The organism is Streptomyces sp. NPDC041108, from assembly GCF_055592645.1.
Genome location: NZ_JBVIYK010000007.1, coordinates 255176 through 275846 on the forward strand (window position 1 = coordinate 255176; position 20671 = coordinate 275846).

At 70.6% G+C, this 20671-nt stretch carries 18 protein-coding genes and 1 pseudogene; 5 read left to right on the plus strand and 14 right to left on the minus strand.

The genetic code is table 11. The features are described from left to right. Positions 1-68: 68 nt before the first annotated feature. The 4 genes from ACZ6BB_RS21775 to ACZ6BB_RS21790 all read right to left on the minus strand — a co-directional run bounded on the left by ACZ6BB_RS21775 (position 69) and on the right by ACZ6BB_RS21790 (position 4452). Complete coding sequence (locus ACZ6BB_RS21775) at positions 69-893, minus strand: carbohydrate ABC transporter permease (protein WP_471616797.1); 825 nt, start codon at positions 891-893, stop codon at positions 69-71. Continuing rightward, on the minus strand, positions 890-1873 hold the full coding sequence (locus tag ACZ6BB_RS21780) for a carbohydrate ABC transporter permease (protein WP_471616798.1): 984 nt from the start codon (positions 1871-1873) through the stop codon (positions 890-892). The genes ACZ6BB_RS21775 and ACZ6BB_RS21780 overlap by 4 nt, the downstream gene beginning before the upstream one ends. A 21-nt stretch (positions 1874-1894) precedes the next feature. Further along, a complete protein-coding gene (locus ACZ6BB_RS21785; RefSeq protein ID WP_471616799.1) occupies positions 1895-3142 on the minus strand; it encodes a sugar ABC transporter substrate-binding protein in 1248 nt (415 codons plus the stop codon). A gap of 293 nt (positions 3143-3435) precedes the next feature. Continuing rightward, entirely contained in the window at positions 3436-4452 is a 1017-nt protein-coding gene (locus tag ACZ6BB_RS21790) for a LacI family DNA-binding transcriptional regulator (protein ID WP_471616800.1), read from the minus strand. Between the two features lie 501 nt (positions 4453-4953). On the opposite strand from ACZ6BB_RS21790, the gene ACZ6BB_RS21795 reads away from it, so the two are divergent. After that, complete coding sequence (locus tag ACZ6BB_RS21795) at positions 4954-8607, plus strand: LamG-like jellyroll fold domain-containing protein (protein WP_471616801.1); 3654 nt, start codon at positions 4954-4956, stop codon at positions 8605-8607. A 177-nt stretch (positions 8608-8784) separates the two neighbouring features. Here the strand turns inward: ACZ6BB_RS21795 and ACZ6BB_RS21800 are convergent, their stop codons facing one another. The 7 genes from ACZ6BB_RS21800 to ACZ6BB_RS21830 all read right to left on the minus strand — a co-directional run bounded on the left by ACZ6BB_RS21800 (position 8785) and on the right by ACZ6BB_RS21830 (position 13234). After that, positions 8785-9009, minus strand: a complete 225-nt coding sequence (locus ACZ6BB_RS21800; protein WP_471616802.1) for a hypothetical protein — start codon at positions 9007-9009, stop codon at positions 8785-8787. A 133-nt stretch (positions 9010-9142) separates the two neighbouring features. Continuing rightward, positions 9143-9742, minus strand: coding sequence for a hypothetical protein (locus tag ACZ6BB_RS21805; RefSeq protein WP_471616803.1), 600 nt, complete (start codon positions 9740-9742; stop codon positions 9143-9145). Between the two features lie 63 nt (positions 9743-9805). After that, entirely contained in the window at positions 9806-11143 is a 1338-nt protein-coding gene (locus tag ACZ6BB_RS21810; protein WP_471617009.1) for a M1 family metallopeptidase, read from the minus strand. 163 nt (positions 11144-11306) lie between these two features. Further along, positions 11307-11663, minus strand: a complete 357-nt coding sequence (locus ACZ6BB_RS21815) for a hypothetical protein (RefSeq protein ID WP_471616804.1) — start codon at positions 11661-11663, stop codon at positions 11307-11309. A 59-nt stretch (positions 11664-11722) separates the two neighbouring features. Beyond that, positions 11723-12337: a GTP-binding protein gene (locus ACZ6BB_RS21820; protein WP_471616805.1), complete on the minus strand. Its 615-nt coding sequence runs from the start codon at positions 12335-12337 to the stop codon at positions 11723-11725. Next, positions 12285-12731: a DUF742 domain-containing protein gene (locus ACZ6BB_RS21825; protein WP_471616806.1), complete on the minus strand. Its 447-nt coding sequence runs from the start codon at positions 12729-12731 to the stop codon at positions 12285-12287. Before ACZ6BB_RS21825 ends, ACZ6BB_RS21820 begins: the two co-directional genes overlap by 53 nt. Before the next feature lie 26 nt (positions 12732-12757). Further along, a complete protein-coding gene (locus tag ACZ6BB_RS21830) occupies positions 12758-13234 on the minus strand; it encodes a roadblock/LC7 domain-containing protein (protein ID WP_012998406.1) in 477 nt (158 codons plus the stop codon). A 77-nt stretch (positions 13235-13311) separates the two neighbouring features. Between ACZ6BB_RS21830 and ACZ6BB_RS21835 the strand changes: the two genes are divergently transcribed. Next, positions 13312-13632 carry a hypothetical protein gene (locus tag ACZ6BB_RS21835; RefSeq protein ID WP_471617010.1) on the plus strand — a complete coding sequence of 107 codons (321 nt, stop codon included), beginning with the start codon at positions 13312-13314 and terminating at the stop codon, positions 13630-13632. Between the two features lie 228 nt (positions 13633-13860). Here the strand turns inward: ACZ6BB_RS21835 and ACZ6BB_RS21840 are convergent. Beyond that, a pseudogene (locus tag ACZ6BB_RS21840) lies at positions 13861-15588 on the minus strand (HAMP domain-containing protein); the annotation flags it as partial. 596 nt (positions 15589-16184) lie between these two features. Here ACZ6BB_RS21840 and ACZ6BB_RS21845 point away from each other — a divergent pair. Then, the gene (locus tag ACZ6BB_RS21845) at positions 16185-17327 is read left to right on the plus strand and encodes a substrate-binding domain-containing protein (RefSeq protein WP_471616807.1); all 1143 of its coding nucleotides are present in this window, start codon (positions 16185-16187) and stop codon (positions 17325-17327) included. Between the two features lie 92 nt (positions 17328-17419). Here the strand turns inward: ACZ6BB_RS21845 and ACZ6BB_RS21850 are convergent, their stop codons facing one another. Further along, the gene (locus tag ACZ6BB_RS21850; protein ID WP_471616808.1) at positions 17420-17653 is read right to left on the minus strand and encodes a hypothetical protein; all 234 of its coding nucleotides are present in this window, start codon (positions 17651-17653) and stop codon (positions 17420-17422) included. Positions 17654-17786: 133 nt separating this feature from the next. Here ACZ6BB_RS21850 and ACZ6BB_RS21855 point away from each other — a divergent pair, with 133 nt between their 5' ends. Further along, entirely contained in the window at positions 17787-18743 is a 957-nt protein-coding gene (locus tag ACZ6BB_RS21855; protein ID WP_471616809.1) for a GlxA family transcriptional regulator, read from the plus strand. A 97-nt stretch (positions 18744-18840) separates the two neighbouring features. Next, a complete protein-coding gene (gene gap / locus ACZ6BB_RS21860; protein WP_409089241.1) occupies positions 18841-19839 on the plus strand; it encodes a type I glyceraldehyde-3-phosphate dehydrogenase in 999 nt (332 codons plus the stop codon). 112 nt (positions 19840-19951) lie between these two features. Here the strand turns inward: gap and ACZ6BB_RS21865 are convergent, their stop codons facing one another. Further along, entirely contained in the window at positions 19952-20521 is a 570-nt protein-coding gene (locus ACZ6BB_RS21865; RefSeq protein WP_471616810.1) for an AMIN-like domain-containing (lipo)protein, read from the minus strand. Positions 20522-20671: the final 150 nt, after the last annotated feature.

The following is a 20671-nucleotide window of genomic DNA, read 5'->3' on the forward strand; positions in this document are numbered from 1 at the left end:
TCGTTTCTGGGGCAGGGGGTGCCGGCCGGCGCGGGAGGGCGCCGGTCGTCGTGGCTGGGTCGGGGGGCTCAGTCCTTGACGGCGCCGGTGGTGACACCGGCCGCCACATAGCGCTGGGCCAGGACGAGGATGACCGCGGCGGGCAGTGACGCCACGACGGCGGTGGCCATGATGGCGTTCCACTCCTGGTTGTTGTTGCCGATGTAGTGGTAGATGCCGAGGGTGATGGGTTCGTGGGTGCCGCCGTTGACCAGAGTGTTGGCGAAGACGAAGTCGGACCAGGACCACAGGAAGGCGAACAGCGAGACCGTGACGACGGCGTTGCGGCTCATCGGCAGGACGATCGACCAGAAGGTGCGCAGGGCCCTGGCTCCGTCCATCTGCGCGGCCTGGAGCAGTTCGCCGGGGATGCCGGACATGAACGCGGTGAAGATGAGCACCGCGAAGGGGACGGCCAGGGTGGAGTCGGCGACGATCAGGCCGGGGACGGACTGGAGCAGGCCGAGCTGGAGGTAGACGGCGTAGAAGCCCATCGCCATGATGATGCCGGGGATCATCTGCGCGGCCAGCAGGGCGAAGCTCAGCAGGCCGCCGCCGCGCGGGCGCAGCTTGGCGAGCGCGTAGCCGGCGGGCGCGGCCAGGGCCACGGTCAGCGCGACGGTGCCGAGGGCGACCACGAGGCTGGTGCCGAGGTAGGGCAGCTGCTCGTCGAGGACGGTGCGGTAGCCGGCCAGGGTGCCGTCGGTCGGGAACAGGTCCGGTGGGCTCTTGCGCATGTCCTGGTCACGGGTGAGGGACACGTTGACCATCCAGTACACCGGGAACAGCATGACCCCGGTCAGCAGCAGGCCGACGGCCGTCTTCCACCATGTGCGGGAGGCACTTCGGTTCATGACAGCGCCTGCTTTCGCTGGACTCGGACGTGGACCAGGCCGAACACCAGCGCGGCGACCACGAGCAGGTTGCCGACGGCCGCGCCAGGGCCGAAGGCGGGCAGGAGGTTGCCGAATCCGAGCTGGTAGGACCAGGTGGCGAAGGTGGTGGAGGAGTCGGCGGGGCCGCCCTTGGTCATGATCCAGATGATGTCGAAGACCTTGAGGGTGTAGACGAGGCCCAGCAGCAGCGTGATGGCGGAGACCGGGCGCAGCAGGGGGAAGGTGATGCGCCAGAAACGCTGCCAGGCGTTGGCGCCGTCGAGGGCCGCGGCCTCGTGCAGCGACGCGGGGACGGACTGGAGGCCGCTGTAGAGCACCACCAGGTTGAAGGGGACGCCGATCCAGATGTTGGCGATGATCACCGAGGTCAGTGACCAGTCGGGGGAGGTCAGCCAGTTCACCGGGCCGATGCCGACGGCGTGCAGGGCGGCGTTGACGATGCCGGAGTCGCTGTTGAACATCCACGACCAGGTGGAGGCGGACACGATCAGCGGCAGCAGCCAGGGCACCAGGAACAGGGCCCGCAGGGTGGTGGAGAGCCGGAAGTGCTGGTGGAAGAAGACCGCGAGCGCCAGGCCGATGGCGTATTGGAAGACCAGGCACACGGCGGTGAAGAGGACGGTGTGCAGCAGGGCGGGCGCGAAGGTCGGGTCGTCGAAGACCTTCTGGTAGTTCGCCAGGCCCGTGAACGGGGCGTCGCCCTGCACGAAGGAGCGGACGGTGTAGTCGCGCAGGCTCAGGTCGAGGTTGCGGTAGAGCGGATAGGCGTAGAAGAGGGCGAGGTAAAGGGTGACCGGGGCGAGGAAGGCCCAGGCGGCCCACTGCGGGGAGGTCGGACGGCGCCGTGGCCGCGCGGAGGGCCGGGCCGGGGCGGCGGTGGCCGCCCCGCTCCGGTCGTGCGCGGACCGGCGGTCCGAGACCTGTTTCGTGTCGTTCATCGGCGGACCGCGAATCCCTGGTTACTTGACGGCCGACTGGGCCTTGGCCAGCGCGTCCTTCGGCGACTCGGCACCGCTGAGTGCGGACTGGACGGCCTTCCACAGCTGCTCGGAGATCTTCGGGTACTTGGTGCCCAGGTCGTCGCTGGTACGGCCCTTGGCCGCCTTGACCGCCTCGACCCAGGGCTTCAGTTCGGCGTTGGCGGCCACCTGCTTGTCCTGGACCTCGCCGGTGGGAGCGACGTAGGACAGCGTGGTGTCGGTGTCGTACAGGTTGTCGGTGCTGGTGAGACAGGTGACCAGCTTCTGCGAGGTGGCGTAGCGGCCGGCGTCCTTCTGGACCGGGACGGTCACGAACTCGCCGCCGGTCGGGGCCGCCGCGTTGCCGCCCGTGGCGGCCGGCACGGGTATCACCCCGTAGTCGAACCCGGCCTTCTCGGCGTTCGCGAGCTGCCAGGTGCCGTTCTCGCTGAACGCGTAGTCGCCGGTGGCGAACTCCTGCCAGCTGGTGGTCTGGGTGTTGTTGAGGACCGAGTTGGGGGCGTAGCCCTTGTCGAGCCAGCCCTTCCACAGGGACAGCGCGGAGGCGCTCTGCGGAGTGTCGAGTGCGGTGAGCTGTGCGCCGGAGCCCCAGAACCAGGGCAGGAACTGGAAGCTGCCTTCCTCCGTGCCGATCGCGGAGAAGGTGATTCCCTTCTTGCCGGCCTTCTTGACCTTCGCCAGCGCCGCCGTCAGCGACTTCCAGTCCTTGACCGAGGCGATGTCCACGCCGGCCTCCTTCAGTACCTCCTTGTTGTAGTAGAGGGCGAGGGTGTTGGCTCCGATCGGTGTGCCGTAGGTCTTGCCGCCGGACTGACCCGCCGCGAGGAGGTTGGGGTCCACCTTCGAGGTGTCCAGCTTGTTGTCCTCGGTCGTGGTGAGAACGCCCGCTTCGGCCAGGGTAGAGACGACCGGGTTGTCGACGATGAGGACGTCCGGGGAGTTGCCCTGCTGGGCCGCCAGCAGCGTCTTGTTGGCCAGGTCGCTGGTGTCGAAGCCGGTCCGCTTGATCTTCACGCCCGCGTCGGTTCCGCACTTGTCCAGCAGCTTCGTCCAGGCCGAACCCTTGGCGAACTGCGGGTACGGGTCCCAGACGGTGTACGTGCCGCTGTCCGCGTCCTTGGCGCCGGTGCTGCCCGAGCCGGAGGAGCAGGCGGTGGCGCTGACGGCCACGGCCAGGGCCGTCAGGGCCGCGGCGGTCAGACGGCGCTGTCTGGAGGTGCTGTGCATGTCGGCTTCCTTCGTTCTTGGCACGGGTGTGCCCTGAGAGGGAGGGTGACGGGGCAGGAGCCGGGCACACCGAGGGCGTCGGTGCGGGATCGGGTGACCGGTGCTCCGGGTTCGGGGGTGTTCCGGGCATGACCGGGTGGCCGCCGGGGTGCGGGGGCGGCGGTGGGCCTGTGGGTAGGGGTCGGGGTCGGAGGGGTGGCGGTCGGACGGTCTCTGTGTCGACGGTCCCGGGGTGTGGCGGTGTTCGGGGTGTGGCCGTGTGGCGGTGTCGGAAGGCCGGGTCCTACGGCGGGTCAGGAGGCGCCGAGGGCGGGGCCGGTGCTGGCGCGCAGGGAGATCGGCGGTACGAGGAGGTGGTGCCGGGCGGATGCACCGGGGCTGTCCAGCCGCTCGACGAGGAGGTCGACGGCGAGCCGGCCCATCTCGGCCGCCGGCACGTCCGCGGCGGTGAGCTGCGGGGTCACCGTCTCCGCCCAGCGGCCCGCCACGATCCCGGTGACGGAGAAGTCGCGCGGCACATGGCGGCCCGCCAGGGCCAGCCCCCGGTAGAGCCCGCCCAGCGCCGCCTCGTTCAGGGTGACGAGGCCCGTGGTCGCCGGGTCGTCACGCAGGATCTTCTCCAGGCACGCCTGCCCCGAGGCCGCGTCGTCCCCGCAGGTGTACGAGCGCACGGTCAGTCCGCGTTCGGCGGCTGCCTTGGTGAAGCCGTCCAGCCCGCGGTGCGCGGACTCGTAACCCGCCCGCAGCAGCTGCTCGGGCCGGTTGACGAAGGCGACCCTGCGATGGCCGAGGTCCGCCAGATGGTGCACGCACGCCTCCGCCAGCGCGGTGTGGTCCAGGCCCACCCACCAGCTGCCCTCCGGCCGGGCCGTGCGGCCGATGGCGACGGACGGGAAGTCCAGCTCGGCCAGGTGATCGACCCGGTCGTCCGCCAGTCTGATCTCCATCAGGATCGCGCCGTCGACCCGCCGCTCCCCCAGCAGCCGCTGGAAGGAACGGTCGCTGTCCACGCCGCTGGGCGACAGCAGCACGTCGTAGTCGTAGGCGGCGGCCGCCTCCACCACACTGCCGATGAAGTCCAGTTGCATGCCCGTGTAGTGGTTCCCGGCCGGCGGGAAGACCAGCCCGATCGTGCTGGTCCGTCCGTTGGCCAGGGCCCGGGCGCTGGCGTTGGGGCGGTAGCCCAGTTCGTCGATGACGTGCTGGATCTTCCGGCGGGTGTCGTCGGACACGGGGCGTTTGCCGCTCAGGGCGTAGGACACGGTGCTCCGCGAGACACCGGCCCGCCGGGCGATCTCACCGATGTTCACGGAGAACTCCTTGCTCGAACCGGTTCGACGCTCCGACCAGGCGGCGCGTCCGACCCGTGTAGGTAGTGGGGTGAGGAGAGTGCGACTCCCGGTCGTCGAACCGGTTCGCGTGAAGTGAAGGTAGGAACATGCCGGGCGAGTGTCAACACCTGAAACGGGATTACCAGTCACAGACCGCGATCCGGGCGGCACCCGCGTCGCCGCCGATTCGGATGTGTCAGATGTATTGCTGTGAGAAATCCGCGGTGCTAGCTTCCTGCGAACCGGTTCGATGAAGTGATCCTTCCGGCCGACCCGGGCTCCGTGCCCCGCAGCCCTTGCTGTGCGGGCGCCACCACGGCCGCCCGGGCCGACCGCCCCGGCTCGGGAGCGCGCGCGATCGAACCGATTCCGCGCCGCGCCTCCCCGGATCCGCCTCACCGGCCGCGGCCCACGACGGGCGGCCGGGGCCGAGACCGGACCGGCCGGGACCCGTCACCCAAAGGATTGAGGACGCACTCCATGTCATCCGCTGACAGATCAGCACGGCGCCGGGCCCCGGCCGCCGTCGCCCTGGCCCTGGGCGCGGGCGCGCTGGTCGCGCCGGCCGTGCCCGCCCAGGCGGCCGACACGCCCAAGCCCACGGCCCACTACACCTTCGACGAGGACGACCTCACGTCCGGGAAGATCACGGACAGCTCCGGCAACGGACTGACGGCGAGCCTGGTCAATGCCGCCACCGCGAAGGCCGTCGAGGGCACGGGCGGCGGCAAGGCGCTCGCCCTGCCCGGCGGGGCACCCACCTCCGACGGCGCGTACGTCCGTCTGCCCCGCGCGGTGCTCGGTGACGCCACCGACCTGACGGTGTCCGCGCGCGTGAAGTGGGGCAGCGACAAGTCGTCCTGGCAGCGGATCTTCGACCTGGGCACCGACACCACGAAGTACCTCTTCACCACGCCGTCGCACAACGGCGGGCTGCTGCGCACCGCCGTGACCACGGGCGGAGGAGGCGCGGAGGCCCAGGTCTCCGGATACGCGGCGCTGCCCGCCGACGCCTGGCGCACGGTCACCGTCACCCTCGACACCGCCGCCGGGCGCGTCACCACCTACCTCGACGGCGTGGCGGTCTCCTCCGCCGCGACGAGCATCAAGGCCAAGGAACTGCTGGACGGTTCGGCCACCGCGGCCGGCTACATCGGCAAGTCCTTCTGGCCGGATCCGCTGCTCAAGGGTGCGATCGACGACTTCACCGTGTGGCACGCGGCGCTCAGCCCCGAGCAGGTGGCCGGTACCGTCGCGGACGTGCCGACCCTGCGTGAGCTGTCGAAGACGTCCTTCGAGGTCCGGACCACGACCGGGACCGCCCCCTCCCTCCCCGTCGCCGTCCGCGCCTCCTTCTCCGACGGCTACGACCGCGACACGCCCGTCACCTGGGACGCCGTACCGGCCGGGAAGTACGAGCGGCCCGGAACGTTCACCGTGGCGGGCACGGCGGCCGGGCGTGCGGTCAGGGCGACGGTCACCGTGGTCCGCGAGGGTCAGCTCAACGTCGACCTGGGCTCGGACACCGGCGAATTCCACGGCGGCGCCTCCGGCACCCTCTACGGTGTCTACGGTCCGGACGTCCCCACCAACAACCTCATCGAGGGCATGGGCCTGCGCACGGTCTCCACCAAGGCGCAGGACGGCCCGCAGCACCCGGGCGCCGACGCACTGGAGGTGGTGAAGCCGCTGGCCGACTCCACCGACGGCGACGTGTACATCTACATGACCGACATTCACCGCGGCTTCCCGTACGAATGGCCGGGCGACAGCCCCGCCGAGAAACTCAGGCTCTACGAACAGAAGATGGCCAAGCAGGTCGACCAGGTTCTCCGGCTGCCGAAGCAGTACCAGGACAACATCGTCTTCGTGCCGTTCAACGAGCCCGAGGGCAACATGTTCGGCACCGGCCAGTGGAGTTACGACAAGGTCAGCTGGCTCGACGACCCCGACGCCTTCTTCGCCGCCTGGGACTCCGCGTACAAGCTGATCAAGGACAGGATGCCGGACGCCCGGATCGCGGGCCCCAACACCAGCATCCTGTACGACCAGGTGAAGGGCTTCATGTCCCACGCACTGGCCGCCGGCACCCTCCCCGACGTCGTCACCTGGCACGAGCTGAGCCACCCGGAAGCGGTCCGCGACAGCGTGGCCAAGTACCGGGACTGGGAGAAGGACCTGTTCAAGGGCACCTCACGCGAGGGCACCCGGCTCCCGATCAACATCAACGAATACGCCTTCAACTACCACACCTCGGTCCCGGGCCAGATGATCCAGTGGGTGTCCGCGATCGAGGAGTCCAAGGTGGACGCCGACATCGCGTACTGGAACATCGACGGCAACCTCTCCGACTCGGCGGTGCAGTCGGGCCGGGGCAACGGCCAGTGGTGGCTGCTGAACTCGTACGCCTCGATGACCGGCCACACGGTGAAGGTGGACCCGCCGTCCCCCGGCGAGAACTACACCATGCAGGGTGTCGGCACGCTCGACGAGAAGAAGAAGCAGGCCCGCCTGATCTTCGGCGGGTCCGCGGGCAAGGGCCACATCACCTTCGCGGACGTCCCGAGGAAGATCTTCGGCAGGAGTGTCCACGCCTGGGTCCGCGAGATCGAGTGGAGCGGACAGGTCGGCGACAGCTCGGGCCCGAAGCTCCTCACGGAGACGAACCTGGAGGTCGGTGCCGACGGCACGGTCTCCGTGGACTTCGGCGACGGCACCCTGCCCCGGCTTAAGGAGTCCTCGGCGTACGAGATCGTCCTCAGCCCCGCCGGGAAGGCGAAGGCCACCCGGACCGCGCCCGTGCGCTGGCAGGACTCCTACGAGGCGGAGGACGCCGCCCACACCGGATCCGGCTACTCGAAGAACGGCCCCGAGGGCTCACCGCGCGACGTGTCGAAGTTCTACACCTCCGGCGGCTACGACGTCGGCGGTCTGCGCACCGGTTCGGACGTGACGCTCGACTTCACCGTGGACGTGCCCGAGGACGGCACCTACGACCTGAGCGTCTTCGCCAACTCCCTCAACACCTTCGACAAGGTGAAGGAGCAGGGCCCCACCAACGTCTTCCTACGGGTGGACGGCAAGGCGGACAGCGAGCGGGAGCTGTACCTGCCGCTCGGCTACAAGTGGGTGGTGTGGGACCACACCGACATCACGGTGAAGCTCACCAAGGGCAAGCACACACTGACCCTCGCCGCGAAGAGTCTCGACGGCAGGCGCACGACCAAGGGCGACGCCATCGTCGACCGGCTGACCCTGTCCCTGCCCGACACCTCCGCCCGTACGCAGGTGTACGAGGGTGAACTGGCCTGGCTCGGCGGCCGTGCGCGCGCCGCCTACGACCCGCCCCAGCGGCCGGCCACCGGATCGGGCGCCGCCCGGCTCCCCAAGAACGGGACCGCCACGTTCTGGGTCTACTCCCCCGCCGACCGCGAGGCCACCCTCAGGGTCGACACCCTGAAGGGTTCCGGCGCCCGCGTCTCCGTCAACGGCCAGGACGTGCTGCGCCTGGACGAGGGCGGGAACAGCGTCGCGGTCTCCCTCTCCGGTGGTGTCAACAAGGTGACGGTGACCGGGACTTCGCACACCACCATGGTCGACCGCCTCTCCGTGACTGCGACCGAGGGCACGCTCCCGACGCGCACGTACGAGGGGAAGAGCGCCGAGCTGGCCGGCTCGGCCTCCCTCGCTCCCCTCTCCCTGGCCACCGACGGCACAGCGATCACCGGGATCGGCGGCGCCCCGGGCAACGGCAACACGGCCACGTTCACCGTCACCGCGGAGGAGGCGGGCACGCACGCGCTGCGCATCCGCTACTCCAACCCCGAACAGTCCCCCGCCACGCACTACAACCCGGACCCGCTCGCCCGCCATGCCGATATCGCCGTCAACGGCGGCGAGTCGCGGCGGGTCACCTTCCCGCACACCTTCCACGAGAACAACTTCTGGGAGCTGACCGTCCCCGTCCAGCTGAAGAAGGGACAGAACACGATCACCTTCCGCTCCGAGGAACTCCCGAACTTCGACGGCACCACCTACGCCTCGGACACCTTCCCCGGCGTACTGCTCCGCTCCCGCTACGCGCCGCTGATCGACCGGATCACCGTCGCGCCGTACGCGAGGGAGGTGCGATGAGGTGAGCGGCGCCCGGCGGCGAGGTGACGCTCGCGGGGGCCGGGCAGCGGAGCACACCGCGTCCCGACCACCGCCCGCGCGAGCACGACCACCCCGCCGCCGGTGCCACGAGCAGGCGCCCGGATCCGTCGCACCGACGGACCCGGCGCCTGTCGGTCACCCCGGGGTGACCGGTGATCAGCGGGCGCGGGAAAGGGCCCACGACAGGGCGTGGCCGGCGATCTCCTCCCAGCCGGGTGCGGCCGGCATGAGGTGCGGCTGTCCCGGACAGACCTTGATCTCGGTGACGGTCTTCGACTTGTAGTGCTCGAGGTCGGACTGCTGGACGCCGGGCGGCATGAGATGGTCCGGCTCGCCCGAGAGGAACAGCAGCGGGGCGCGGCCGTCGTTGTGGTAGTTCACCCAGATGTCCTGGTGGCCGGGCTCAGGATGCGGCCCGAGGCGGGGATCGCGTACCGCTCGTAGAGCGCCCGGGACTCCTCCTCGGAGAAGGTGTTGGTGAAGGCGTAGTGCCACACTCACAGAGCATTTGGGGTCACTCGACCCCCGGGGGAAAGCCGTGGACACCGTCGCCCGGCGACGGTTCGTCCGGGATGGCGAGGGGACAGACGCCCCACTCCTCGGCGATGGCCATCACGTGGCTCTCGGACGGCATGTCGGCGAACCAGTCGTCCCATGCCGCCTCGTCCCAGGAGTCCATCCCCTCCTCCCTCCCCCTGATTCCGACGCCGAGCCGGCACTCGATCCCGGTCGGCTCGCCGAAGCGCAGGGGCACGTCTCCGTCGTAGCAGTAGGCACGGACGACTCGGCCCGCCTCCACCCGCGCCCAGGCATGGCACTCGACGATGCGGTCGGTGCGGAAGTACTGGAAATCACCCAGCAGCGAGCCGAGCGACCGGAGCCAGGCCAGGAGGGACGGACCGTTGTCCCGCAGTCCCGCCGCGAGGTGGATCCGGCCGTGGGCCAGTGTCCAGCCGTCCACGGGAGAGGCCACGAAGACGCCCCGCCGGTACGCGGTTTCCGTCCCTGTCTCCCAGTCCATCGTCACGCGTGTGTGCAGGCCGAGCGCGTCGGCGACCTCCCGATCGTCCCGGCCGGGCACAGCCAGCCAGGACGTCTTGTACCCGATTCCCACCGTGATCCCCTCCCTCGCGTACGCGCATACTGCCGTACGCGAGGGAGGGCCCGAAGAGCACGGTCACCGGATGCGGTGGGTCCTCCAGAACGGGCCGAGGTCCTTGTCCGTCGCCGCCTGCGCGGCCTTCTTGAAGGCGGCCGTGGTGGAGACGCCGTACCAGTGGTCCTCGGCGTACCGCTTGAGCATCCGGGCCATGGTGCCGGCGCCGAGCGTGCGTTCCAGATCGGCCAGGGCGCAGGATCCGGCCGTGTAGACGAGGTGGTACTCGCCGCGGTGCCGGGACCAGTAGGCCATGGAGTCGGTCAGCTCGGCGGTGTCGTCCGGCCAGTACACCTCCGACCAGCAGTCGCGCGTCTCCCACCCGTAGAAGCGGGCGTTGGCGTACTGGGCGAAGCTCTCGTCCAGCCACGGTGAGGTGTACTCGTCGTTGCCGACGATGCCGTACCACCACTGGTGCGCCACCTCGTGGACGACGGCGCCGCCCTCCTCGGTGGTGCCGACCAGGACCAGGCCCGGGTACTCCATGCCGCCGCCGAACCGACTGGTCATCACAAGGTCGATCTCGCCGTACGGGTAGCGGCCGAACTCCTTGCCGAAGCGGTCGATCGAGGCGACGGCGTCGGCGCGGTTGACGCGTACGCCCTCGGCAGGTGTGTCGGCCGCCCAGTACGACTTCAGGCGCACGCCTGCGGGGGTGGTCTGCGTCGCCGTGCGGAACGGTCCCGCCGCCCAGGCGAAGTCCCGTACACGGTGCGCGACGCTCAGCGTGACGGTGCGGCCGCGGCCGGCGGGCAGTGCCCGGGTGCGACCGGTGGCGGGGACCTTCAGGGCCGACGGATGGTCGAGGCGGACCCGGAAGTCGCTCGCCAGCGCGTAGAAACTCTCACCGACGGCCACGTACGGGTCGAGGTGCCAGCCGCGCGCGTCGTGGACGGCGAGCACGGGCAGGGCGTTGCCGAGGAAGCGGTGTGCGCCGTCGCGGCCGAAACGGTCGGTGCGGTCGGGCACGGCGAGGGAGACGTCGAAGGCGACGGACGTCCGCTCGCCGTGCGCGACGGGCCTGGGCAGGGCGATGCGCAGGGCCGTGCACCGTACGGTGAGCCTGTCCGGCCTGCCGCCCCGGACCTTCGACACGGTGACGGGGGACGGCGCGCCCGGCTTGCCGCAGCCGTCCTGCCCGTTGCCCCACAGACGCACGTACACCTCGCTCAGCGGCTGACGGGAGGCGTTGCGGAACGACACCCTCTGGCGTCCCTTCCAGTGGCTGCCGTCGGCGTCGGCGCGCAGGGAGACGTCGTAGCGTGCGCGATCCGGCGTCGCGGTCCTGGCCGTCGCCGCACCGGCCGCCGCGTCCGCCCGATGCGCGCCGGGGCCGGCCACGACCAGTTGCACGACCATCGCGAGCAGTACCAACACCACACCTGCGGGACGGCGAACCGACCTGGGCCATGACCTCACTGGCAGCGACATGTCATCGGATCCTGCCACAACTCGGCCCGCACAACGCCGAGTTGACCGCTGTTTCCGGCGGAACGCCTGAGTCCGGAGTGCGGTTCGCCCGTCAGGGGCCGAACGGGGTCCGGTCTCGCGGCTCGTCCCCCGCCTCCGGAGCGCCGCCGTCCCATCGCGCCCGCTCGGCGACGGCCGGGTCGGTGGAGTCCGAGACCAGCTCCGCGACGCGCAGCGTGCACTCCCACTCCGTCAGCTTGCCCTTGATCACCACCAGACAGGACTCCTGGTCGGCGAAGCGGTACACCTGGCGCCGCTTCTCCACGATGTGCTTGCTCGGCACATACGTGTGGACGGCCGCACGCAGTGCCTGCAACGCCTCCTCCTTCGACGCCTTCCCACGGCAGACGAAGTCGGTCCTGTACATCTCGCCGTGGCCGTACTGCGCGATCACGACCCAGTTGCCCATGCCCACTCCCCCTCGCACTGCTGCCAGTCAGCCACAGCTCGGCCGTCGGGGCAAGGGAGTCAGGTCGTCGTGATCGCCTCGGCCCGGGACAGGGCCACGTCGAGCACGACGAGCAGGGCGTCGCGGACCGAGCCCCTCCGGCGGGCGTCGAAGACGGTCAGGGGGACGTGTTCGGCGATGTCCAGAGCCCACCGCACCTCGTCCAGGTCGTGCGCGACCTCTCCGTCGAACGCGTTGACGGCGACCGCGAACGGGATGCCCTTGTGCTCGAAGTAGTCCACGGCCGCGTAACAGTCGTCCAGGCGCCGGGTGTCGACGATGACCAGGGCCCCGACGGCACCGTCGACGATGTCGTCCCACATGAAGCCGAAGCGGTCCTGGCCCGGTGTCCCGAACAGGTACAGCTTGAGGGTCGGGTCGAGGGTGATGCAGCCGAAGTCCAGCGCCACGGTGGTGGTGGTCTTCTCCGGCGTGTGCGTGAGGTCGTCCACACCCGCGGCGACCTCGGTGATCGCGGCTTCCGTGGTGAGGGGGCGTATCTCGGAGATCGAGCCCACTGTGGTGGTCTTGCCGACCCCGAAGCCGCCGGCGACGACCAGCTTGACCGGCAGCGGCGGCTGTTCAACCGCTGTCGCGGAGTGTGCCCCGTGAGTCGGGGACGGCACGGAGACCATTGATAACCCTTCGCAGTACGGAGATGTCCTGGGCGATCCTGGCGTGCGGTACGTAGATCGCCAGGTGCCCCGCGGCACACAGATCCTCGGCGAGCACCCGGACCACGTTGAGGTGCAGTCGCAGGCGGGCGGCCAGTTCCGCGACCGACTGCGGGCGTCGGCAGGCGGCGACGATGTCATGGTGTTCGAAGGCGAGCCGGCCGAGGAGGGACAGCCCGGCCGCCGTCGCGACGATCTGGGTCTCGATCGGGAGCGGCGCGGCCGCGCCCGCCCCCGACACCCGCCCGGCGGTCAGCAGGAACGGCCGGACCACCGGGGCGCGACCGACCGGGTCCCCCGTGTCCTGCCGGGTTCCTTCCGCTGTCTCGTGTGGTTCTGGTCCACCATCGGCCATGACGACCTCCTGCCTCGCGGGATGGGTCAGCCGGCCACGGGGGAGCCGACACTGTTCTTCAGCTCCATCACCAGTTGCGGGGTGAGCGCGGCTCCGGCGCGGTTGGCGAAGAGGGTCATCTCGTAGGCGATGTTGCCCAGTTTCGCCTCCTTGGAGGCGACCACGCCGAGGACCGCGCCGTTGCCGATGGCGGAGACCAGGACGTGGCCGCCCTCCAGGTCGATGATGACCTTGTTGAGGCCGCCGAGGCCGTAGTTGCCGGAGACGCCGGCGGCGAGGCTGGTGACGCCGGAGACGATCGCGGCGAGCCGCTCGGAGTCGGCCCGTTCGCGCAGTTGGGAGACCGCGATGAGCAGGCCGTCGGAGGAAACCGCGATGGCGTCGACGACACCGGCGGTCTCCGTGGCGAAACGGTCGAGCAGCCAGGTGAAGTCGGCCGCCGCGGTGCGCAGGTCGGTGGGCTTCGTCTCTTCGGGGGTGCTGTCATCTGCCGACGTGGTCACTGCCCGTCTCCTTCTGGCCTACTGGGGTTTTCGCGTGTCGCGGTCGTGCGGGCTGGGTTCGGGGGCTCGGCGCCGTCCTGCGTGGCGCTGATTGGCGCGGCGCCGATTTGCGCGGCGCTGTCCTGTGCGGCGCCGTCCCGTGCGGCGCTGTCCTGTTCGGCTCTGCGGACGGCGGCTTCGAACTCGTCGAGTTCCGCGCGGACGGCTTCCGCGTCCGCGGGCTGCCGTGCCGTCGGGACGGTTCGTTCGGCCGCCGTGGCGGTCACGGTGAGCGTGGCGCCCCGGACTCGCCGGCGCAAGGGCCGGGCGGTCGTGGAGGAGGAGGTGGTGTCGGGGGCCTCGGTCCTTGCCGTGTGGGGGCGGAGCGGGACGCGGCGGGGCAGTTCGCCCTCCGGTGACGGGGCCACGGGCCGCCGTTCGGGGGCGAGGGCGGTGGCGGTGGCGGTGGCCACTGTGGTGGCGGCCGATGGTGCCGCCACGGCGTGCGGAGTGAACTCCCGTGTGGTCCGGCCCCGGCCCGCGGCCGGCGGTGCGGCGTCGACGGGGCTCATGGCCAGCAGGAGCGCGGCGGGGATCAGCACGGTGCTGGTGACGCCGCCGCCCGGTGTGCGGCTCAGGGTCACCTGCAGGTTCAGGTGGCGGGCGAGGCTGCCGACCACGAACAGGCCGAGCACCTTGGTCGGTACGAGGTCGAGGCGTTCGCGGCGGACGAGGCGGGCGTTCTCCTCGGCGAGACGCTCCGCGCTCATGCCGAGTCCGTGGTCGATGACCTCGACCAGTGCGCCGCCGTCCCTGGTGATGTCGGTGCCGGGCCGGACGACCACCTCGACGGGAGAGTCGGACGGGGAGAACGCGACCGCGTTCTCCATCAGTTCGGCCAGCAGCAGGGTCAGGTCACCGGTGATGTCGGGTCCGACGGTGATGTCCGTCTCGGAGCGCAGGGACACCCGCTGGTATCCCTCGATCCGGCCGAGGCCCGAACGGATGACGTCGGTCAGGGTGATCGGCCGCGCCTCGACGTCGGTCTCCCGGATGCCGGCGAGCAGCATCAGGCTGTCGGCGTTGCGCTGGAGGCGTACGGCGATGTGGTCGATGCGGTAGAGCCGGTCCAGGAGGTCGGGGTCGGTCTCCTCACGCTCCACGGCGTCGATCAGCAGCAGCTGCCGCGTGGTCAGGTTGCTGACCCTGCGGCCGACGTTGCCGAACATCTCGGCGATGTTGCGGCGGCTGAGCACCTGCCGCTCCAGGAGTGCGGCGGCGGTGTCCTGCACCCGGTTGAACGCCTCGGCCAGTTCACCGATCTCGTCGCGCACCGGGACGGGTATGGGCCGGGGACTGAACGGCGTGGTGTCGGCGAGTTCGTCGTCCGCGACCCGGGCGAGTTCCTCGTCCGCGGCTTCGACCACCTGCCGGGCGGAGCCGGTCAGGGCCACCAGGGGGCGGACGACCGAGCGCCGGACCAGGACGCAGAACGCCAGCCAGACGGCGAACCCGAGGAGGGCCACACCGAGCAGGATCCATGCCTTGCGCAGGGCGTCGGCGGAGGCCGAGTCAGCCTGGGCGGCGGTCTCCTCGATCAGGGTCCGGGTGATGGCGAGGCGGGTCTCGGCCTGCCGCTCACCCGCGGAGATCTTCGCCCGCAGCTCCCGCGCGGACTGCGACTGCAGGGCCGACGGATCGATCTGGAGTTCCGCGAACTGGGAGGTGAGGTCGTTCTGTTCGGCGCCGCGCTCGATGCCCGCCATGCGGAGCACCTGCGCCGGCGCGGCCATGCGGCCGAAGCGCTCGGACTGGTGGACGAAGAGTTCATGGGCGCCGGCCGCGCGCGTGTACTCGGTGAGGGCGTTCGCGTCACGTGTCTGGGCGGAGAACACGGCGCTCTCGAAGGCCGCGTGTGCCGCGTCGGCGCGCAGGATCGCGTCCAGCAGACTGGTGACCGACGATGCCGAGGAGGCCGAGGTCACGGAGAAGCGGTCGAGCCCGATGCCGTCGATGAGGTAGCCGACCGCCGCCGCGTAGGCCGGGTCGATGTTGGCGGCGGGGACGTAGTCACGGCCGAGCTTCTCCCGCAGGACGTCCAGACCGGTGATGTAGCCGAGTGCCTGCTCCTCCGCGGCCGGCAGACTCGCCCCGAAGGCGGTCCGCACGGCACCGACCTGCGCGTCGGTGGCCTGTTGCGCCTCGCGGTAGGCGGCGGTCGACGGTCGGGCGGCACCGGGGCGGGCCGCCTCGTACTGCACGGACAGCAGCAGCGCCAGCCGGTGTTCGGCCTGTACGTCGTTGATGAGCTTCGTGACCTGCTCGCTGTCGCGGACGAGTTCCGCGATCCGGCCGGCGTCACGGGCCTGCTCCATCTGTCCGCCGACGCCGACGGCGAGCAGCACACCGACGACGGCCACGGGCGCGACGACCAGGACGTTGAGCTTTCTCCGGAAGGGCCACCGGGCGAGAACGGAGCCCGTCTTCCGGCGGAACGGAGAAGTCCGGTCTCTGTGTCCGGGCGGCCGCACCACGGTGTTCGCAGGCACGCTGGTCTCCTTGGGTGTGTGCTGCTCGGCGGTCAAGTCGCTGGTGCCGCCGGACCGTCGACGACCGGGGAACCGGCCCGGCGCTCTCGCGAAGGGCCATCGGGCGTGAGCGGCCAGACCCGTGACGCAGGTACAAATCGCGTCACGTGTCCGGATCTCGTCGGCCGGAGACTATCGCTTTTGTGATCGCCTTGAACCTGTACGTAACCAATACGTGATTACAAATTGTTCACGCACGCCTACCGAACGATGTCCTCGGCGTGGATGACCGCGCCGGAGCCCTGCTACATTCCCACCCCGACAGCCTCCCCGGCCACGGTCCGGGGGCACTGTCGTGACCCCTGCGCATCCAGCCACCGGCCGCATCGGTCTCCTCCCCCACTCCCATCCCGTACCCCCTCGCGCCCACTTGAGGAGACCTCGTGCACTCCACCCGCAAGGCGACCGCGGCAGCCGTCGCGCTCCTGGCCGTGGCCACCGCCGCCACCGGCTGCGAGAGCGCCGCCACCACTCCCGCGGCCGCCACCGCTTCCCGGGAACCCGGCTGCCCCACCGTCCTCGCCAAGGCGAAGCGGGCCGTCAAAGAGGCCGAGGACGTCAACGCCCCCTGGAGCGGACCCACCAGCGGACCCGAGGCGGTCCCCTCCAGAACCATCGTCTACGTGGCGCAGACCATGACCAACCCCGGCGTCTCCGGCGTCGCCAAGGGCGTCGAGGAAGCGGCCAGGATCATCGGCTGGGACGTACGCACCATCGACGGCCGGGGCACCCCGGCCGGCATCCGCAACGCCTTCACCGAAGCAATCGCCCTCAAGCCCTCAGGCATCGTCGTGGGCGGCTTCGACCCCGCTTCCGTGTCCAGGCAGGTGGAGCAGGCGGCCGCCGCGGGGATACCCCTCATCGGCTGGCACGCCACCGCCTCTCCCGGACCCAGCAAGGATCCGAAGCTCTTCACCAACATCACCACCGAGGTGAAGGACGTGGCGAGGATCAGCGCCGACTGGATCATCGCCCGGTCCAACGGCCGTGCGGGCGTGGTCCTGTTCACCGACGCCTCCATACCGTTCGCCAAACGAAAGTCGGAGCTGATCAAGAAGGAGCTCGCCACCTGCTCCGACGTCGACCTGCTGAGCTACGAGGACATCCCCATCCCCCAGGCCAACAGAGGCACCGTCGAAAGGGTCTCCGCCCTGCGCACCCGACTCGGTGACCGGTGGACCTACTCCGCGGCCATCAACGACCTGTACTTCGACCACGCCGCGCCCGCCCTGCGCGCCGCCGGCCGCAAGGGCGACGGCGCGCCCTTCAACATCGGCGCCGGCGACGGCGACCCGTCGGCCTTCCAGCGGATCAACGGCAAGCAGTACCAGGCCGCCACCGTGCCCGAACCGCTGTCCGAACAGGGATGGCAGATCATCGACGAGTTCAACCGGGCCTTCACGAACGAACCGGCCAGCACCTATGTCGCCCCCGTCCACATCACCACCTCGGCCAACAGCGGCGGCGCCCTGTCCTGGGACTCCGAGGGCTACCGCCGGGCGTATCGCAAGATCTGGGGGCGGTAGGCACCGGCGTGCGGGGGGGCAGGATGTCCCGGTCCTTACTCATGGACGCAGGCCGGGGCGTACTGCTTCCCGGACCTGCCACGGCAGTGCCGTCAGACGCCGGATTCCCGACCGTCCATGAGGTACTGGATCGCGGACAGAACGCCTTCCAGGGCGCCGGGTTCCGAAGCGAGCGCGGGCAGGGGTCGGCCATCGGCCAGCGAGCCGAAATCCAGCACCCGAGGATGCCGAGCGAGCAGCTCCTGGAACTCCTGCTCCGTCTCGAACCCGGCGAGCTCCAGCGCCTGCAGTTCCTCCGCCAGGACGAACACCGGCTGATCGGTCATCCGCTCCCCACCCTCTCGCCGCCTCACCCCGGTCGCCAACGGCACTGCGCGCAGGAAGACTTGTGCGGAGCGCTTTCCCAAAGCACTGCTGCAGGTCGCCGACCGAGGACCGCACCCCACGTAACCTCTCCCCATGCCGGACTCCCACCTGCGTCGCGTCGCCGTCCTCGTGCTCGAAGGCGCGAAGCCGCTCGATGTCGGCATCCCCGCGCAGGTCTTCACGACCCGCGCGAGCATGCCGTACGAGGTGCGGGTGTGCGGGGCGGCGCCCGGTCTCGTGACCGGCGGTGACGGCCTCGCCTACTTCGTCGAGCACGGCCTCGACGCGCTCGTCTGGGCCGACATCGTCTTCGTCCCCGGCTACCGGTTCCCGGACCGTGACCACCCGCCGCCGACCGTCGTCGACGCGCTGATCGCCGCCCACGAGCGCGGCGCGCGGCTCGCCGCCATCTCGACGGGCGCCTTCGCCCTCGCCGCCACCGGGCTGCTCGACGGCAGACGCGCCACGACCCACTGGCACTACGCGCGGGCGCTCGCGAGCAGACATCCGCTCGTCCGGGTCGACGAGAACGTGCTCTTCGTCGACGAGGGCAGCGTGCTGACCTCGGCCGGTGCCGCCTCCGGTATCGACCTGTGCCTGCACATCCTGCGCGGCGACCTCGGCGTGGCCGCGTCCAACCACGCGGCCCGCCGCCTGGTCGCGGCCCCCTACCGCAGCGGCGGCCAGGCCCAGTACGTACCGCGCAGCGTCCCCGAACCGCTGGGAGAGCGGTTCGCCGCCACCCGCGAGTGGGCCCTGCACCGGCTCGGCGAACCCCTCACCCTCGACACGCTGGCGCGGCAGGCCGGGGTGTCGCCGCGCACGTTCTCCCGGCGCTTCGTCGAGGAGACCGGCTACACGCCGATGCAGTGGGTGATGCGCGCCCGCATCGACCTGTCGCGCGAGCTGCTGGAGCGCTCCGAGCGCGGCGTCGAACAGATCGCCGCCGACGTCGGTCTCGGTACCGGCGCGAACCTGCGCCTGCACTTCCAGCGCATTCTGGGCACCACGCCGAGCGAGTACCGGCGCACCTTCACCCGCGGCGCGTGACCCCTGGCGGGATCCTTGTGAACCGTGGCGATCTCGCCACTGGTAGCGATGTGCGCCGCGGGCGAGCCTGGTGGGGCGAAGGGAAGGGACACCACTCATGACTCGCATCGCCATCAACGGATTCGGCCGCATCGGACGCAATGTGCTGCGCGCACTGCTGGAGCGCGACAGCGCCCTCGAGATCGTCGCCGTCAACGACCTCACGGAGCCCGCGACTCTCGCCCGGCTGCTGGCCTACGACTCGACGGCCGGCCGCCTCGGGCGTCCGGTGACCGTCGACGGCAACACCCTCGTCGTGGACGGCCGTCGGATCACGGTGCTGGCCGAACGCGAACCGGCGCAGCTGCCCTGGGCAGAACTCGGCGTCGACATCGTCCTGGAAGCCACCGGCCGCTTCACCTCGGCCAAGGCCGCCCGGGCCCACCTCGACGCGGGCGCGCGCAAGGTGCTCGTCAGCGCGCCGTCGGACGGCGCCGACGTCACGCTCGCGTTCGGCGTCAACACCGACGCCTACGACCCGGACCTGCACACGGTCGTATCTAACGCCTCGTGCACCACCAACGCGCTCGCGCCACTGGCCCAGGTGCTCGACGAACTCGCCGGGATCGAGCACGGGTTCATGACGACGGTGCACGCCTATACGCAGGAGCAGAACCTGCAGGACGGCCCGCACCGCGACGCCCGTCGCGCCCGGGCCGCCGGCGTCAACATCGTGCCGACCACGACGGGCGCCGCCAAGGCGATCGGCCTGGTGCTGCCGAACCTCGACGGAAAGCTGTCGGGCGACTCGATCCGCGTACCGGTGCCGGTGGGTTCGATCGTCGAGCTGAACACGACCGTCGCTCGCGACGTGACGCGCGAGGACGTGCTGGCGGCGTACCGCGCCGCGGCGGAGGGACCGCTTGCCGGCATCCTCGAATACTCGGACGACCCGCTCGTGTCGTCCGACATCACGGGCAACCCCGCCTCGTCGATCTTCGACTCCGCCCTCACCCGCGTCGACGGCCGCCACATCAAGGTGGTCGCTTGGTACGACAACGAGTGGGGCTTCTCCAACCGTGTGATCGACACGCTGGAGTTCCTCACCACCGGCTGACCGGCCACCGGGCCGAACAACCGCCTCCGGCGACTGCGCCGGAGGCGGTTCTCTCGGGGCTCGCTGCTTGCCCGGTCGGACTGCGGTGGGCCCGACCGGAGCCGCCGGAGGTTCACCAGGTGTGGGCCACGTCCACCACGAGGCGGCCGTCCAACTGCACGACCCGGAAGGGCAGTCGGGCTCGGAGCCCGAGGCCGAACTGTGACTGGCCCTCGAAGGAGCTGGCGAACTTCGCGTCCCGGAACGTGCGGTATCCGGTGAGGTTGACGCCCGGCAGCGGCTGTCCGGCCTGGCCGGGGTACGTGGGAGCGCCGGAGTCGTAGGCGGGGGCCCTGACGATCACTTCGAGGATGGCGCCGCCGCTGATCGGGATGGGGTCGCCGGTCGGGTCCTGGATCAGCTGGTCGACGTAGTGCACGGTGTAGCCGATCTGGTCGGCGGACGCGGCCGGGACGTCGACGACGAACCGGTCGTAGCAGTCGTGGCGACCGGTCCTGGCATTCGTGATGTACTCGCCCGCCGTGCTGGACCAGTCCACCTTGTCGAGGCTGCCCCAGCCGGTCGGGCAGGCGACCGACGCGGCCCGCGGGGTGGCCGCCGTGGCCGCGGTCGGCATCGCGACCGCGCCCAGTGTGGCGGTCACCAGGGCCGCGGTCGTCCAGACTGTCCTGTTCGCTTCCATTGTGTGCCCCCAGATGCGTGAATGTCCGGCATCATCAGAGACATCCGAGGCGACCCGATGGTTGCACGAGGCGTTCCGCGAGGTCGCGCGGCGCTCCGGCGGCCCTGCCGGGCAGGAACGGCCGGGCACGAGGGGCGGGCACGAGGGGCG

Excerpts from the sequence above, each read along its gene's own strand:
- ACZ6BB_RS21775 (WP_471616797.1), bottom strand. The coding sequence starts at position 893 with ATGAACCGAAGTGCCTCCCGCACATGGTGGAAGACGGCCGTCGGCCTG.
- ACZ6BB_RS21780 (WP_471616798.1), bottom strand. The coding sequence starts at position 1,873 with ATGAACGACACGAAACAGGTCTCGGACCGCCGGTCCGCGCACGACCGG.
- ACZ6BB_RS21785 (WP_471616799.1), bottom strand. The coding sequence starts at position 3,142 with ATGCACAGCACCTCCAGACAGCGCCGTCTGACCGCCGCGGCCCTGACG.
- ACZ6BB_RS21795 (WP_471616801.1), top strand. The coding sequence starts at position 4,954 with ATGTCATCCGCTGACAGATCAGCACGGCGCCGGGCCCCGGCCGCCGTC.
- ACZ6BB_RS21810 (WP_471617009.1), bottom strand. The coding sequence starts at position 11,143 with ATGGTCGTGCAACTGGTCGTGGCCGGCCCCGGCGCGCATCGGGCGGAC.
- ACZ6BB_RS21815 (WP_471616804.1), bottom strand. The coding sequence starts at position 11,663 with ATGGGCAACTGGGTCGTGATCGCGCAGTACGGCCACGGCGAGATGTAC.
- ACZ6BB_RS21820 (WP_471616805.1), bottom strand. The coding sequence starts at position 12,337 with ATGGTCTCCGTGCCGTCCCCGACTCACGGGGCACACTCCGCGACAGCG.
- ACZ6BB_RS21825 (WP_471616806.1), bottom strand. The coding sequence starts at position 12,731 with ATGGCCGATGGTGGACCAGAACCACACGAGACAGCGGAAGGAACCCGG.
- ACZ6BB_RS21850 (WP_471616808.1), bottom strand. The coding sequence starts at position 17,653 with ATGACCGATCAGCCGGTGTTCGTCCTGGCGGAGGAACTGCAGGCGCTG.
- ACZ6BB_RS21855 (WP_471616809.1), top strand. The coding sequence starts at position 17,787 with ATGCCGGACTCCCACCTGCGTCGCGTCGCCGTCCTCGTGCTCGAAGGC.
- gap (WP_409089241.1), top strand. The coding sequence starts at position 18,841 with ATGACTCGCATCGCCATCAACGGATTCGGCCGCATCGGACGCAATGTG.
- ACZ6BB_RS21865 (WP_471616810.1), bottom strand. The coding sequence starts at position 20,521 with ATGGAAGCGAACAGGACAGTCTGGACGACCGCGGCCCTGGTGACCGCC.